Genomic DNA, 13,392 nt, shown 5'->3' on the forward strand with positions numbered 1-13,392 from the left:
TCAGAGTGAAATGTCGCGTTGCCCCGCCATCTCCCGCAGCACCGCCAGGGCGGTCTCGAAGTCGTAACCCCGCACCGCCGCCTCCAGGGGGCCATAGCCTTCATTGAAGGCGCTGCGCAGCAATTGCGCCTGTTCTTCGAAGAGCTTTCCGGCGCGCGGATCGTCGTCCTCGAAGAGCTGCGCCAGGCGCTTGCACAGGGGCGCCAGGTGCGCCGGGTCGCAGGGGGCGGCATCGGGCTCCGGGCGCTGCTCGCGCAGGAGCTCGTCGATGGCTCCGACCAGCGCCAGCAACGGCGGTTCCAGCTCCAGCAACTGGCGCTCCAGCTGGGCCAGGCGCGCGCCCTGGCCGATGCCGCGCTCCAGCGCCTCGGCCTGGGCCTGCAACTGCGCCGCGCCCAGGTTGCCGGCCAGTCCACGCAGGCTGTGGGCCAGGCGCTCGGCGCGCTCGCGGTCGCCATCGCCGAGGGCCTGGCGCAATTCGGCGACGAACTGCCGCTGGCCCTTGGCGAACTTGCCCAGCAGTCCCAGGTAGGCCTGCTGCTTGCCCAGCACCCGGCGCAGGCCATTGGCGAGGTCGATGCCCGGCAGCCGCCAGTCCGGCAGGCCGACGGCGGCGGCCGTCTTCACCTCGCCCCGCGGCCCCTCGCTGCGCAGCCAGCGGCGCAGGGTGGCCCACAGCTCCAGGGGCTCGATAGGCTTGCCGACGTGGTCGTTCATGCCTGCCTGGAGGCAGCGCTCGCGGTCACCGGGCAGGGCGTTGGCGGTCATGGCGATGATCGGCAGGTCGCGCAGGCGCGGGTCGCGGCGCAGCTCGCGGGTGGCTTCCAGGCCGTCCATCTCCGGCATCTGCATGTCCATCAGCACCAGCGCGTAGTAGTCCGGCGGCTGCCAGCGCAGGCGGTCGATGGCATCCAGCCCGTTCTCCGCCTGGTCGATGCGCAGCCCGCTGTCCTCCAGCAGCGCAGTGGCCACCTCGCGGTTCAGCGCGTGGTCCTCGACCAGCAGCACGCGCTGGTTCTCGAAGCGCGGCATGGCCTCCAGCAGCGCGGCGGTGCCGGTCGGCTCGGGGCTGCGCCGCCGACCCAGGCTGCTGAGGGAGGCCTCCAGCAGCACCGACGGGTTGAGGGGCTTGTGCAGCACCTCGTCGATGCCGGCCTTGCCGGTGTCGCCCAGGTCGTCGAAGCCATGGGCAGTGACCAGCAGCAGGCGCGGTGGCTTGGCCAGGCCCAGCAGTCGCAGGCGGCGGGCGGTCTCGACACCATCAAGCCCGGGCATCTGCCAATCGATGAAGACGATCTCGAACGGGTCTCCCTCGCGCTCGGCCTCGGCGACCCGCAGCAGCGCCTCCTCGCCGGATGGCACCGCATCGACCCGCAACGCCAGGCTGGCGAGCATGTCGTTGATCACCTGGCGCGCGGCGTCGTTGTCGTCCACCACCAGCACCCGGCGATCGAGCAGGTCGGGCTGCAGCAGCAATTCGTGGGGTTGGCGCGCGGAAACCTGCACCGGCAGCCGGCACCAGAACAGGCTGCCGACGCCCACCCGGCTGTCGACGCCGACCTCGCCGCCCATGGCCTCGGCCAGGCGCCGGCAGATGGCCAGGCCCAGGCCGGAGCCGCCATAGCGCCGGGTGGTGGAGTTGTCCGCCTGCTGGAAGGACTCGAACAGGCGCCCCTGCTGCTCGGCGTCGAGGCCGATGCCGGTGTCGCGCACCGCCAGGTACAACTCCAGCTCGCGCCCGCCGCGCGGCTCGCCCCGCACGATGACTTCCACCTCGCCCTGCTCGGTGAACTTGACCGCGTTGTTGGCGTAGTTGATGAGGATCTGGCCGATGCGCAGCGGGTCGCCCACCAGTTGCAGGGGCAGTTGCGGGTCGACGTTGAACACCAGTTCCAGGTGCTTGCAGGCGGCCTTCTCGCTGACCAGCCCGGAGAGGTTCTCCAGCACCAGCTGCAGGTCGAAGTCGATGCGCTCGATGTTCAGCTTGCCGGCCTCGATGCGGGAGAAGTCGAGGATGTCGTTGATCACCCCCATCAGGTGCTGGCTGGCCTGCTGGATCTTGCCCAGGTACTCGCGCTGCCGGGGTTCGGGGCCCGCCCGCAGGGCCAGGTGGGTCATGCCGATGATGGCGTTCATCGGGGTGCGGATCTCGTGGCTCATGTTGGCGAGGAAGTCGGCCTTCGTCCGCGCCGCTTCCTCGGCCAGTTCCTTGGCCTGGGCCAGGGCCTCCTCGCTGTGCTTGCGCGCGGTCACGTCGCGGCTGACGCCGACCAGGCCCAGCAACTGGCCCTTGTCGTCCTGGAAGGTGGCGCGGAGGGTGTCGAACAGCACCTTGCGTCCATCGCGCTGCACCACCCAGTCCTCGCTTTCGAACGGCAGGCTCAGGGCCAGCGCCGCCTGGTCCTGGATCAGCCGCATGCGCGCCCGTTCGGTGGGCAGCAGTTCGGCGTCGGTACGCCCCTGCAGCGCCTCGCGGCTCTGGCCGATGAGGTCGGCGAAGGCCTGGTTGGCGCCCAGGTAGCGGCCCTCGGCGTCCTTGAACCAGATCGGATCGGGGATGGCGTTGACCAGTGCCAGCAGGGTGCTGCGCTGGCGTTCCGCCTCGGCCTCGGCGCGGCGGCGCTCCTCCACCTGCACCGCCAGCCGGCGGTTCCACAGCAGCACGAAGCCCACCAGGGCGATCACCCCCAGCGCATAGGGCCAGCCCACCTCCGCGGCCTTGCGCCAGTTGAACTCGGTGAGCGGCGGCAGCCAGCGATCCATGATCGCCTCGCGTTCCTCGCGGTCGATGCTGGCCAGGGCGTGATCAATCAGCCCGGCCAGTTGCTGCCAGTCGCGGCGGACCGCGAAGTGCAGCTGGCTGCTGCCCAGGCCGGACTCGCCACGCAGCTCCAGGTTGCTCAGGTTGAACTGTCGGATCAGGTAGCTGGCGACGATCATGTTGCCCACGTAGGCATCGGCGCGCCCGGACGACACGGCGCGCAGCGCCGCCTCGGTGTCGGCCGTCTCCACCAGCAACAGCCCCGGGGCACGCTCGCGCAGCTTGCCCTGCACCGCGTAGCCACGCTCCACCGCGACACGCTTGCCGGCCAAGTCGCCCAGCCCCTGCAACGCACTCTCGCGACGGGTGAAGAGCAGGCTGGTACTGACCAGGTAGGGCTCGCTGAAGGCCGCCCAGGATTCCCGCGAGGCCACCTTGGCCATGGACGGCAGGACATCGACCCGGCGCTCGCGCAGCGCATCCTGGGCCTGCTGCCAGTCATCGAAGAGCACCGGCTCGATGCCCAGGCCGAGGCGCTCCCCCACCAGGCGCAGGAAATCGGCACTGATGCCCTGGTAGCTGCCATCGGCGTCGACCAGGTCGAACGGCGGCCAGCCATGGCGCGGCACGCCGACGCGCACGCGCGGGTGGTCCTGCAGCCAGGCCGCCTCGCCCGCATCGAAGTCGAGCCGCTCGGACCCGCCCAGCACCAGGGGCGCCAGCAGCATCAGCACCAGCCAAACAGAGGCACGCAACATGGGTCGGTCCTTGCGCTCGTCCACCGCCGTTCAGCTTAGCCAGCGGCCGGCGGTTGGAAAGGCGGGGCCCGGCGTTCGATGGAGTCGAGCGCCCGAGTGCGCCTGCAACTTCGCAGGGTGGTCCGGTGAAGCGGGGTCCACCCTACAAGCCACCAGCCAGCCGGAGAGCCCCGAACAGGGGGGAGGCGTTGAGCCTCAGCGGAACAGCTCCCCCGGCGTCACGCCGAACAAGCCCTTGAAGGCGGCGATGAAGGCCGAGGGCGAGTCGTAGCCGCTGCCCAGGGCGACCCGGGTGACGCTGTCGCCCTGCTCCAGCGGTTGCAGGGCGGCGAGCAGGCGCAAGCGCTGGCGCCATTGGCGGAAGCTGAGGCCGGTCTCGCGCTGGAAGGCGCGCATCAGGGTCTTTTCCGAGGTGGCGAGCAGGCCGGCCCATTCGCTCAGGGGACGGGCCAGGTCGGGCTGGGCAACCAGTTCGTTGCACAGGCGCAGCAGGCGCGGCTCGCTGGGCATGGGCAGGGAGAAGCCCGCCTCCGGCAGGGCGCGCAGCTGGTCCAGCAGTACCGCCACCAGCCGGGCTTCGGGGCTGTCGCCCTCGGGGTACTCCACCGGCAGTTCGCAGAAGCCCTTGATCAGCTCACGCGCCAGTGGCGTCACCTCCAGCACCCGGCAGTGATCCGGCGCCCAGGTGCAGGCGTCGCGGCGTACATAGAGGCTGCGCATCTCGGCATGCATGGAGGTGACCACCTCGTGCTCCAGGCCCGCCGGCACCCAGATCGCCCAGTGCGGCGGGGCGAAGAAGCTGCCGGCGGCGGTGTGCACCCCGAGCACGCCGCTGATGGCGTAGGAGAGCTGTACCCAGTCATGGCTGTGGCGCGCCGTCCAGGAGCCGGCGCGCAGGCTTTCCGCACGGGCGTAGAGGGGCCTGGGCAGCGCGTCGAGGCTGGGGATGCTGCGCTGCAGGTCGAGCTGTCCGTTTGGCGACATCTTCTGATCCGCTGTCGTTAGACGGCCGGATTGTGCGCCCGTTAACCTGCCGCCTCAATCCCATCGGCTGCCCGGAGGTTCCATGTCGGCACTCAAACCCCTCAAGCGCCTGGTCACCGACTGGTTCCTCGGCGGCATGCTGCTGGCCGTGGCGCTGGCCTGGCTGTTCCCGGACATCGGCCGCCACGGCGGCACGCTGCACGCCGAGAGCCTGATCAACGCCGGGGTGTTCCTGGTGTTCTTCCTGCACGGCATCAACCTGTCCACCGAGCAGATCCGCAAGGGCCTGAGCAACTGGCGCCTGCACATCATGGTGCAGGTGTTCACCTTCGCCCTGTTCCCGCTGGTATGGCTGGCGGCGGACAGGCTGTTCGGCACGCACCTGCCGCCGGCGCTGATGCTGGGCTTCTTCTACCTCTGCGCCCTGCCCTCGACCATTTCCTCCTCGGTGGCGCTGACCGGCAGCGCGGGCGGCAACGTACCGGCGGCGATCCTCAACGCCAGCCTGTCGAGCCTCCTGGGGGTGTTCCTCACGCCCTGGCTGATCAGCCTGGTGGCCGACGCCAACGGCGGCATCGACCTGGGCGAGACGCTGATCGACCTGAGCCTGCTGCTGCTCCTGCCGCTGGTGCTGGGCCAGGCGCTGCGCCCGCTGTGGGGCAGCTTCTTCGCCCGCTACAAACGCTACACGGCAGTGTTCGACAAACTGGTGATCCTGCTGCTGGTGTTTGCCTCGTTCAGCGATTCGGTGGCCGGCGGCATCTGGCAGCAGCAGGGGCCGGCAACCCTGGTCATCGCCTTCGTCGGCAGCGCCCTGCTGCTGGCGGCGATGCTCTGGGCCACCACCCGTTCGGCACGGGCACTGGGCTTCAACCATGAGGACGAGATCGCGGCGGTGTTCTGTGCCACCAAGAAATCCCTGGCGGCCGGCGCACCCATGGCGGCGATCATCTTCGGCGCCAACCCGGCGCTGGGCCTGATCCTGCTGCCGATCATGCTCTACCACCAGATGCAGCTGATCGTCTGCTCGGTGATGGCCGAGCGCTACGCCAACCGCGGCCACGAGCTGGCCAGGGCGCAGGCAAGCGCCGCCTGATGCAGGTGGTCGCGCCGCGAGGCGCTCGGCGCCGCCCCGCAGCGCGCGTCACACCCGCGAAAAACGGGCGAAAAAAAGGGCGGCCCAACCAGTGGGCCGCCCTAAATCACGGAGTTGCTTACATCGCGCGGCCAGCGATGAATTGCGGCCACGGGTATTGGATTACTTTTCGAGGATCGCGGTCACACCTTGGCCGCCTGCGGCGCAGATCGAGATCAGCCCGCGGCCCTTTTCCGCCACCGAAAGCAGCTTCGCCAGGTTGGCGACGATGCGCCCGCCGGTGGCCGCGAAGGGGTGGCCGGCGGCCAGGGAGCTGCCCTTGACGTTCATCTTGCTGCGGTCGATCGAGCCCAGCGGCTGGTCGAGGCCGAGGCGGGTCTTGCAGTAGTCGGCGTCTTCCCAGGCCTTGAGGGTGCAGAGCACCTGGGCGGCGAAGGCCTCGTGGATCTCGTAGTAGTCGAAGTCCTGCAGGGTCAGGCCGTTGCGTGCCAGCAGGCGCGGCACGGCGTAGACCGGCGCCATCAGCAGCCCTTCCTTGCCACCGACGAAATCCACCGCCGCCGCTTCGCCGTCCTTGAAGTAGGCGAGGATCGGCAGCCCGCGCGCCTTGGCCCACTCCTCGCTGGCCAGCAGCACCACCGAGGCGCCATCGGTGAGCGGGGTGGAGTTGGCGGCGGTCAGGGTGCCGCGCGGGCCCTTGTCGAACACCGGCTTGAGGGTGGCGAGCTTCTCCGGGTTGATGTCCGCGCGCAGGTTCTGGTCGCGGGTCAGGCCGAGGAAGGGGGTCAGCAGGTCGTTCTGCCAGCCTTCGGCATAGGCCGCAGCGAGCTTCTGGTGGCTGGCCACGGCCAGGGCGTCCTGCTCGTCACGGGGGATGGACCAGGTCTGCGCCATCAGCTCGCAGGACTCGCCCATGGACAGCCCGGTGCGCGGCTCGCCGTTACGCGGGATATGCGGCGCCAGGTGGCGCGGGCGCACCTTGAGCAGGCTCTTGATCTTGTCGCCGGTGGTCTTGCCGCGGTTGGCCTCCAGGAGGATCTTGCGCAGCTCCTCGTGCACACCGATGGGCGCGTCGGAGGTGGTGTCGACGCCGCCGGCGATGCCGCTGTCGATCTGCCCGAGGGCGATCTTGTTGGCCACCAGGATGGCGGCCTCCAGGCCGGTGCCGCAGGCCTGCTGGATGTCGTAGGCGCTGGTCTCCGGCGCCAGGCGCGAGCCCAGCACGCATTCGCGGGCCAGGTTGAAGTCGCGGGAATGCTTGAGCACGGCACCGGCGACGAACTCGCCGATGCGCTCGCCGTGCAGGTTGTAGCGCTCCACCAGGCCTTCCAGCGCGCTGGTGAGCATCTGCTGGTTGGTGGCGGTGGCGTACACCGTGTTGGAACGGGCGAACGGAATGCGATTGCCGCCGACGATGGCGACCCGGCGCAGCTGGGTCATGGGTGACTCCTTGCCTGGGGAATGGATTGCGGTGCGCAACGTTGGCCACAAGACTAGCCGCCCGCCTGGCCGTCGCATTGGCCGCCTTGCCAACAGAGTGGTCAACACGGTCAATTGCGCGATTGTGTTGTCTGCGTAGAGTGAGCCCCACTTCCTTATGCGTGCAGGAGCCTGCCCCCATGTCCGACCGTTATCTCGCCTTCGCCAACTCCAACGCCGGCCGACGCCTGGTCGGCGCCCTCGGGCTGCCCGCGCCGATGCGCCTGGAGCGCTGGATGGCGGGCCGCACCCGGCCGGTGGATGGCGCCCTGCTGCTGGGCGGTGAAGGGGCCCTGGCCGAAGCCGCCAGCACCGTGCTGAACAAGCTCACCGACCAGTCCTTCGCCACCGAGGAGGGCCGCTTCGGCCTGGCCCGCTGGACCGCCGAGCACGGCCCCAAACTCAAGGCGCTGGTGTTCGACGCCAGCGGCCTGACCCGTTTCGAGCAGCTGATCGAGCTGCGCAACTTCTTCCAGCCGGCCTTCAAGGGCCTGGGCAAGTGCCCGCGCGTGGTGGTCCTGGGCCGCCCGCCGGAGTCGCTGAAGGACACCGTGGCCGCCGCCGTGCAGCGCTCGCTGGAAGGCTTCACCCGCTCCCTGGGCAAGGAGATCCGCCGCGGCGGCAACGTGCAGCTGGTGTACGTCGGCAAGGGTGCCGAGGACCAGCTCGAAGGCGCCCTGCGCTTCTTCCTCTCGCCCAAGAGCGCCTACGTTTCCGGCCAGGTGCTGCGCCTCTCGGCCAGCAGCGCCCAGGTCAAGGACTGGAGCCGCCCGCTCAATGGCCTGAGGGCGCTGGTCACCGGCGCCTCCCGCGGCATCGGCGCGGCCATCGCCGAAACCCTCGCCCGCGATGGCGCCGAGGTGGTGCTGCTGGACGTGCCCCAGGCCAGGGAATCCCTCGACGCCCTGGCCGCACGCCTGGGCGGGCGCGGCATCGCCCTGGACATCTGCGCCGCCGACGCCGCCGCGCAGCTGGTTGAAGCGCTGCCGGACGGCCTCGACATCGTGGTGCACAACGCCGGCATCACCCGCGACAAGACCCTGGCGAAGATGAGCGACGCCTTCTGGGACTCGGTGATCAACGTCAACCTCAACGCCCCGCAGGTGCTGACCCAGGCCCTGCTCGACGCCGGCAAGCTGCATGACAACGGCCGCGTGGTGCTGATCGCCTCCATCAGCGGCATCGCCGGCAACATGGGCCAGACCAACTACGCGGTGAGCAAGGCCGGCGTGATCGGCCTGGCACAAGCCTGGGCCCCGGCCCTGGCCAAGCGCGGCATCACCATCAACGCCGTGGCGCCGGGCTTCATCGAAACCCAGATGACCGCCGCCATCCCGCTGACCATCCGCGAAGCCGGCCGCCGCATGAACTCCATGAGCCAGGGCGGCCTGCCCCAGGACGTCGCCGAAGCCGTGGCCTGGTTCGCCCAGCCCAGCTCGGGGTCGCTGACCGGGCAGGTGATGCGCGTGTGTGGGCAAAGTCTGTTGGGGGCCTAAAGGCAGCTGCAAGCTTCAAGTTGCAAGCGGCAAGTAAGAGCTCGGAGTGGCTGGGAGTGGGTGGCCCAGCCTGTGCATTTGAAGGGCTCGGATAGCTGGAAGCTGGAAGCTGGAAGCTGGAAGCTGGAAGCTGGAAGCTGGAAGAAAGAGCGTTGGGGGCTGGGAGCGGGTTGTCACTTGTAGGGTGGGCTTCAGCCCACCAGCGATGTAACCGATGGGCTGAAGCCCACCCTACGCGCAGAACCCTGCTTCCAGCTTCAGGCTCCTGACTTCCAGCTAGTTCCCCGCCGGCTTCCCTCTCCGCCGAAACTCCACCGGCGTCTCCCCCACCCAGCGTTTGAACGCACGGTAGAAGGTGCTCGGTTCGGAGAAGCCGGTGCGCTCGACTATCACTTCGATGCGCTCGTCGGTCTTGAGCAACAGTTCCTTGGCCAGGCGGCAGCGGTAGTCGGTGACCAGGTCGTTGAAGCGCACGCCGGCCATGGCCAGGCGTTCGCGCAGGCGGCGGGCGGGCATGTTCAGGCGCGCGGCGACCTGCTCCAGGGTCGCGCCGCCGTCCACCAGCAGTTCGCCGATCAGCTCGCGCACCTTGCGCACCAGGTCCAGGCGCTCCACTTCGGCCAGTTGGCGGCGGGCCAGGGATTCGTGCATGCGCAGCAGTTCCGGGGCGGCGTGGCGCGAGGGTTTGTCCAGCACCGCGGCGTCGAACACCAGCGCGTAGCGCTCGGCGCCCAGGCGCGCGGGGCAGCCGTACACCGTCAGGTAGCGCTCGGCGGCCGCGCCCTCGGTGTGCATCAGCTGCACTTCGCAGGCCTTGAAATCACCCTCGGTGAGGGCATCGAACAGGCGGATCACCGCGCCGGCGAGCATCTCCGGGAAATGGCGGTTGATGCTGGCGTCCTGGCCGAGGGAAAGCACGGCGCGCTCGCCCTCGACCTCCAGGCGCGCGTTGAGGGTGTCGGACAGCAGGCGCACGTAGCGCAGGGCGTGGCGCAGGCCTTCGCCGAAGGTCTCGCTGGAGAGGAAGAGGTATTCGAGCAGCAGCCCGTGGAAGGCCGGCAGGTGCCCGGCCAGGTGCAGGCCGACGTGCTCCTCGGCGCACTCCTCGGCGGCGGCCTTCCAGAACTGGGTCTGCGCCGCATGGGGGAAGCGGCCGGCGGGCAGCCCGCCCGGCGGCAGGCCGACACGCACCAGCACCTTGTCAGGGTCGGCACCGCTGGCTCGCAGGGCGTCGATCACCGGGCGCATCAGCGCCACGTCGTCGGTCAGATCACGCATCATTTTCGGAATGTTCTTGTTATGCGGGGCGGGGGCCATCTTATGCATCTTCAGGCCCCCCGCTCAAGGCGCGGATAGCGATTGCAGACGGATTGACTCGCCTGCCAGCGCCCCCTGCCCCACGGCCAATGCACCCCGCCTGCGGGCGGCTAAGCTGCACCGGTCCGCAACGAGGAGACTGCCCATGGCCACCGACTGGCTCGACCTGCCTGCCCCCCCCGCCCTGCCCGGCCTGTTCGCCCGCGCGGCCCTGCGCCGAGGCACCACCGGCCGCACCCTGCCGGACCTCGGCCTGCGCAGCCAGGTGGACGTGGACGCCCGGCACCTGGCGCGCTACCGGCAGGTCTGCGGCTTCAAGGACAACGGCCAGCTGCCGCCCACCTACCCGCACATCCTCGCGTTCCCGCTGCAGATGCAGCTGCTCACCGACAAGCGCTTCCCCTTCCCGCTGCTGGGCCTGGTGCACCTGGAGAATCGTATCCGCGTATTGCGCACACTCGGCGGCCTCGGGCCCTTCCGCGTCAGCGTCGCGGTGGAGGGCCTGCGCCCCCATGACAAGGGCGTGACCTTCAGCCTGATCACCCGCCTGGAAGACCAGCTCGGCCTGCTCTGGGAAGGCGACAGCCGCATCCTCTTCCGCGGCATGCGCCTGGACGGCAATGCCCCCGAGCGCGCGGAAAGCGAGGCCCTGGCGCTGGAGGAGATCGACCACTGGCGCGCCCCGGCGGACATCGGCCGGCGCTATGCCAAGGTCGCCGGCGACTACAACCCGATCCACCTCTCGGCGCCCACCGCCAAGCTGTTCGGCTTCCCCCGCGCCATCGCCCACGGCCTGTGGAACAAGGCGCGCACCCTGGCCGCCCTCGCCCCGCGCCTGCCCGATGCCGGCTACGAAGTGGAGGTGCGCTTCCAGAAGCCGGTGCTGCTGCCCGCCGAGGTGCGCCTGCTGGCCAGCGCGCCTGCCACCGAGGGCCAGTTCGCCCTGCGCGGCAAGGACGACCTGCCGCACATGGCCGGCAGCTGGGGCCCGCTGCAGGGCTGACGGCCGACGCTTGCGCGGCGCCAGCCGCCGCACCAAGCTATGCGGCTCCAGGAGAGCCGCATGAACCTCGCAGAACTGACCCAACGCCTGCACGCCATCCGTGACCACAACGATTGGCGGCCATTCCACAGCCCGAAGAACCTGGCCATGGCCGCCAGCGTCGAGATGGCCGAGCTGGTGGAGATCTTCCAGTGGCTGAGCGAGGACCAGTCCCGCCAGCTGCCCGCCGACACGCTCGAACACGCCGGCCAGGAAGTGGGCGACATCGTCCTCTACCTGCTGCTGATGTGCAGCGAACTGGGCATCGACATGGAGCAGGCGGTCCGCGCCAAGCTGGCCGACAGCGAGAGGCGCTTCGTCCGATGAGCGCACCGACCCCCGACGACCGCCACTTCGACGAACTCGCCACGCGCTTCGCCGAGAAGATCTACGGCGGCGCCAAGGGCGCCATCCGCCTGGCGGTGCTCCAGGCCGACCTCGCCGAGGCCCTGCCCGAGCGCCCGCTGCGGGTGCTCGACGTCGGCGCCGGCCTCGGCCACATGAGCCTGTGGCTGGCACAGCGCGGCCACCAGGTGACCCTCGCCGAACCCGCCGACCCCATGCTCGAAGGCGCCCGCGCGCGCTTCGCCGAGGCCGGCGTCGAGGCCACCTTCATCCAGGCGCCCTGGCAGGACCTGCTCGGCCAGCTCACCGAGCCCTACGACCTGGTGCTCTGCCACGCCGTGCTGGAATGGCTCGCCGAGCCCCACGCCATCCTCCCCGTGCTGCACCAGCTGACGGCGCCGGGCGGCTGGTTGTCCCTGGCGTTCTACAATCGGGATGCGCTGATCTACCGCAACCTGCTCAAGGGCCATTTCCGCAAGCTCCGGCGCAACCGCTTCGCCGGCGAAGGCCAGAGCCTGACCCCGCAGCAACCGCTGGACCCACGGGAGCTGGCCGGGCAACTCGACGGCCTGTGGCAGGTCGAAACCCGGAGCGGCGTGCGGGTCTTCCATGACTACATGCCGAGTGAATTCCAGGCCAAGGCCGAGCTGGTCGACCTCCTGGAAATGGAGCTGGCCCACCGTCGTCACCCGAGCTTCATGGGGCTGGGACGGTACCTGCACTGGATCTGCAGACCCCAATAAGAGAGCCCCCACGGGCTCGCCTCGACGGAGGCCCCATGAAACGCACTGCCCCTGCTGCCCGCAACGCCCTTGCCGCCCTCGCCCTGCTGGCCCTCGCCGCCTGCCAGAGCCCCAACCCCTACAAGGCCGAATCCAGGCCGATGCCGCCGGCCCCGCCGGAAGCGGCCACCACCTTCGACCGCTCCGCCTACCCGGCACCGCCGCGCGACTTCGGCCGCTACCGCAACTGGACCTGGCTCAATGGCCGCCTGCCCGCCGGCAACAGCTGGGCGACGCCGGAGCAGATGGTCGACATCGTCAACGCCGGGCTGGACCAGCACGGCCTGCGCCAATCCCGCGAGCCCGTCGCCGCCGACCTCAAGGTCGCGGCCAGCCTGCGGTTCGAGAAGCGCCTGCGCCAGTACGACGACTCCAGCGGCGCCTACTACGGCAACGGCCCCTACCGCGACCAGTACGGCGCCTGGGCCACCGTGCCCCTGGTGCGCACCTACGAGCAGGAAGTGGCGGTGGTCTACCTGGAGTTCTACGACGCCCGCGACAACCAGCCGGTGTGGAGCGGCAGCGCCGAGAGCGACGCCAGCGGCAGCCGCAGCGACCGCACCAGCGCGCTGCGCGAAGCCATCAGGGAAGCCCTGGAAAACTACCCGCCGCGCTGAGCCCTCACGGCGACGCGCCCCCCGCTTCGCGGCCCGAAAAGCGGAACCGCCGCACGCCGTCACGATCCACATGCACGCCATTGCCGGCTTGCACGAAATCTTCTTGCCGGCCGCTCTGGCTTGCGCTTGGATAGTGATTCCGGCAGAGGAGATCCAACCATGTTCCGCCGTCTGTTCATCGCTTCCACCCTCCTGCTCCTGGCCGCCTGCCAGAGCTACGAGATCAACCGCGACTACGACCGCAACCGCGACTTCGCCGCCTACCGCAGCTGGAGCTGGAAGGAGCCCGCGCTGCAATACAGCCCCGACGACCCGCGCATCAAGAGCGACCTGACCGAGCAGCGCATCCGCGAGGCCGTGGCCCAGCAGCTCGACCAGCGCGGCCTGCGTCCCGCCGCCCATGGCGCGAGCGGGGACCTCAAGGTGCAGAGCTGGCTGATCGTCGACGATCGCCAGCAGCAGGTGACCACCGGCTACGGCGGCTACTGGGGGGGTTACTGGGGCAACTACTGGGGCGGCCCGGCGATGACCGAGACCCGCACCTACGACTACAAGGTCGCCACGATCCAGGTCGACCTCTATGACGGCAAGGACGGCAAGCTGGTCTGGCGTGGCAGCGCCGGGCAGATCATGCGTACCGATCCGCCGACCCCGGCCGAACGCGAAGCCGCGATCCGCGAGACCGTCGCCAAGGTCCTCGCCCAATACCCACCCC

11 protein-coding genes are annotated in these 13,392 nt (G+C 69.8%); 7 read left to right on the forward strand and 4 right to left on the reverse strand.

Features of this window, described 5'->3' with window-relative positions; all coding sequences use genetic code 11:
* Nucleotides 1-3,519: a response regulator gene (locus DMX10_RS16235; RefSeq protein WP_256604824.1), complete on the reverse strand. Its 3,519-nt coding sequence runs from the start codon at nt 3,517-3,519 to the stop codon at nt 1-3.
* A gap of 195 nt (nt 3,520-3,714) precedes the next feature.
* Nucleotides 3,715-4,503: a helix-turn-helix domain-containing protein gene (locus tag DMX10_RS16240; RefSeq protein ID WP_111262025.1), complete on the reverse strand. Its 789-nt coding sequence runs from the start codon at nt 4,501-4,503 to the stop codon at nt 3,715-3,717.
* A gap of 82 nt (nt 4,504-4,585) precedes the next feature.
* Here DMX10_RS16240 and DMX10_RS16245 point away from each other — a divergent pair, with 82 nt between their 5' ends.
* Nucleotides 4,586-5,599 carry a bile acid:sodium symporter family protein gene (locus tag DMX10_RS16245; RefSeq protein ID WP_111262026.1) on the forward strand — a complete coding sequence of 338 codons (1,014 nt, stop codon included), beginning with the start codon at nt 4,586-4,588 and terminating at the stop codon, nt 5,597-5,599.
* A 162-nt stretch (nt 5,600-5,761) separates the two neighbouring features.
* Here the strand turns inward: DMX10_RS16245 and DMX10_RS16250 are convergent, their stop codons facing one another.
* A complete protein-coding gene (locus DMX10_RS16250; RefSeq protein WP_111262027.1) occupies nt 5,762-7,039 on the reverse strand; it encodes an acetyl-CoA C-acetyltransferase in 1,278 nt (425 codons plus the stop codon).
* A 179-nt stretch (nt 7,040-7,218) separates the two neighbouring features.
* On the opposite strand from DMX10_RS16250, the gene DMX10_RS16255 reads away from it, so the two are divergent.
* Entirely contained in the window at nt 7,219-8,574 is a 1,356-nt protein-coding gene (locus DMX10_RS16255) for a 3-oxoacyl-ACP reductase (RefSeq protein WP_111262028.1), read from the forward strand.
* Between the two features lie 276 nt (nt 8,575-8,850).
* On the opposite strand, the gene DMX10_RS16265 is transcribed toward DMX10_RS16255, so the two are convergent.
* Nucleotides 8,851-9,852 (reverse strand): AraC family transcriptional regulator, encoded by a 1,002-nt coding sequence (locus DMX10_RS16265; protein WP_111262037.1) that lies wholly within the window; start codon nt 9,850-9,852, stop codon nt 8,851-8,853.
* A 184-nt stretch (nt 9,853-10,036) separates the two neighbouring features.
* Here DMX10_RS16265 and DMX10_RS16270 point away from each other — a divergent pair, with 184 nt between their 5' ends.
* The 5 genes from DMX10_RS16270 to DMX10_RS16290 all read left to right on the forward strand — a co-directional run.
* Nucleotides 10,037-10,894 (forward strand): MaoC family dehydratase, encoded by an 858-nt coding sequence (locus DMX10_RS16270; RefSeq protein WP_111262030.1) that lies wholly within the window; start codon nt 10,037-10,039, stop codon nt 10,892-10,894.
* Nucleotides 10,895-10,954: 60 nt separating this feature from the next.
* Nucleotides 10,955-11,260, forward strand: a complete 306-nt coding sequence (locus DMX10_RS16275; RefSeq protein ID WP_111262031.1) for a nucleotide pyrophosphohydrolase — start codon at nt 10,955-10,957, stop codon at nt 11,258-11,260.
* Nucleotides 11,257-12,021, forward strand: a complete 765-nt coding sequence (locus DMX10_RS16280; protein WP_111262032.1) for a methyltransferase domain-containing protein — start codon at nt 11,257-11,259, stop codon at nt 12,019-12,021. Before DMX10_RS16275 ends, DMX10_RS16280 begins: the two co-directional genes overlap by 4 nt.
* A 35-nt stretch (nt 12,022-12,056) precedes the next feature.
* Entirely contained in the window at nt 12,057-12,677 is a 621-nt protein-coding gene (locus DMX10_RS16285) for a DUF4136 domain-containing protein (RefSeq protein ID WP_111262033.1), read from the forward strand.
* Between the two features lie 159 nt (nt 12,678-12,836).
* The coding region (locus tag DMX10_RS16290) for a DUF4136 domain-containing protein (RefSeq protein WP_111262034.1) at nt 12,837-13,392 on the forward strand (556 nt) is incomplete at its 3' end.

It is taken from the genome of Pseudomonas sp. 57B-090624, from assembly GCF_003234055.1.
In the GTDB taxonomy this organism is placed as follows: Bacteria; Pseudomonadota; Gammaproteobacteria; order Pseudomonadales; family Pseudomonadaceae; genus Metapseudomonas; species Metapseudomonas tohonis.

Bases quoted from the DNA above. Each gene is read 5' to 3' on its own strand.
- DMX10_RS16235 (WP_256604824.1), bottom strand. From the start codon at position 3,519: ATGTTGCGTGCCTCTGTTTGGCTGGTGCTGATGCTGCTGGCGCCCCTG.
- DMX10_RS16240 (WP_111262025.1), bottom strand. From the start codon at position 4,503: ATGTCGCCAAACGGACAGCTCGACCTGCAGCGCAGCATCCCCAGCCTC.
- DMX10_RS16245 (WP_111262026.1), top strand. From the start codon at position 4,586: ATGTCGGCACTCAAACCCCTCAAGCGCCTGGTCACCGACTGGTTCCTC.
- DMX10_RS16250 (WP_111262027.1), bottom strand. From the start codon at position 7,039: ATGACCCAGCTGCGCCGGGTCGCCATCGTCGGCGGCAATCGCATTCCG.
- DMX10_RS16255 (WP_111262028.1), top strand. From the start codon at position 7,219: ATGTCCGACCGTTATCTCGCCTTCGCCAACTCCAACGCCGGCCGACGC.
- DMX10_RS16265 (WP_111262037.1), bottom strand. From the start codon at position 9,852: ATGCGTGATCTGACCGACGACGTGGCGCTGATGCGCCCGGTGATCGAC.
- DMX10_RS16270 (WP_111262030.1), top strand. From the start codon at position 10,037: ATGGCCACCGACTGGCTCGACCTGCCTGCCCCCCCCGCCCTGCCCGGC.
- DMX10_RS16275 (WP_111262031.1), top strand. From the start codon at position 10,955: ATGAACCTCGCAGAACTGACCCAACGCCTGCACGCCATCCGTGACCAC.
- DMX10_RS16280 (WP_111262032.1), top strand. From the start codon at position 11,257: ATGAGCGCACCGACCCCCGACGACCGCCACTTCGACGAACTCGCCACG.
- DMX10_RS16285 (WP_111262033.1), top strand. From the start codon at position 12,057: ATGAAACGCACTGCCCCTGCTGCCCGCAACGCCCTTGCCGCCCTCGCC.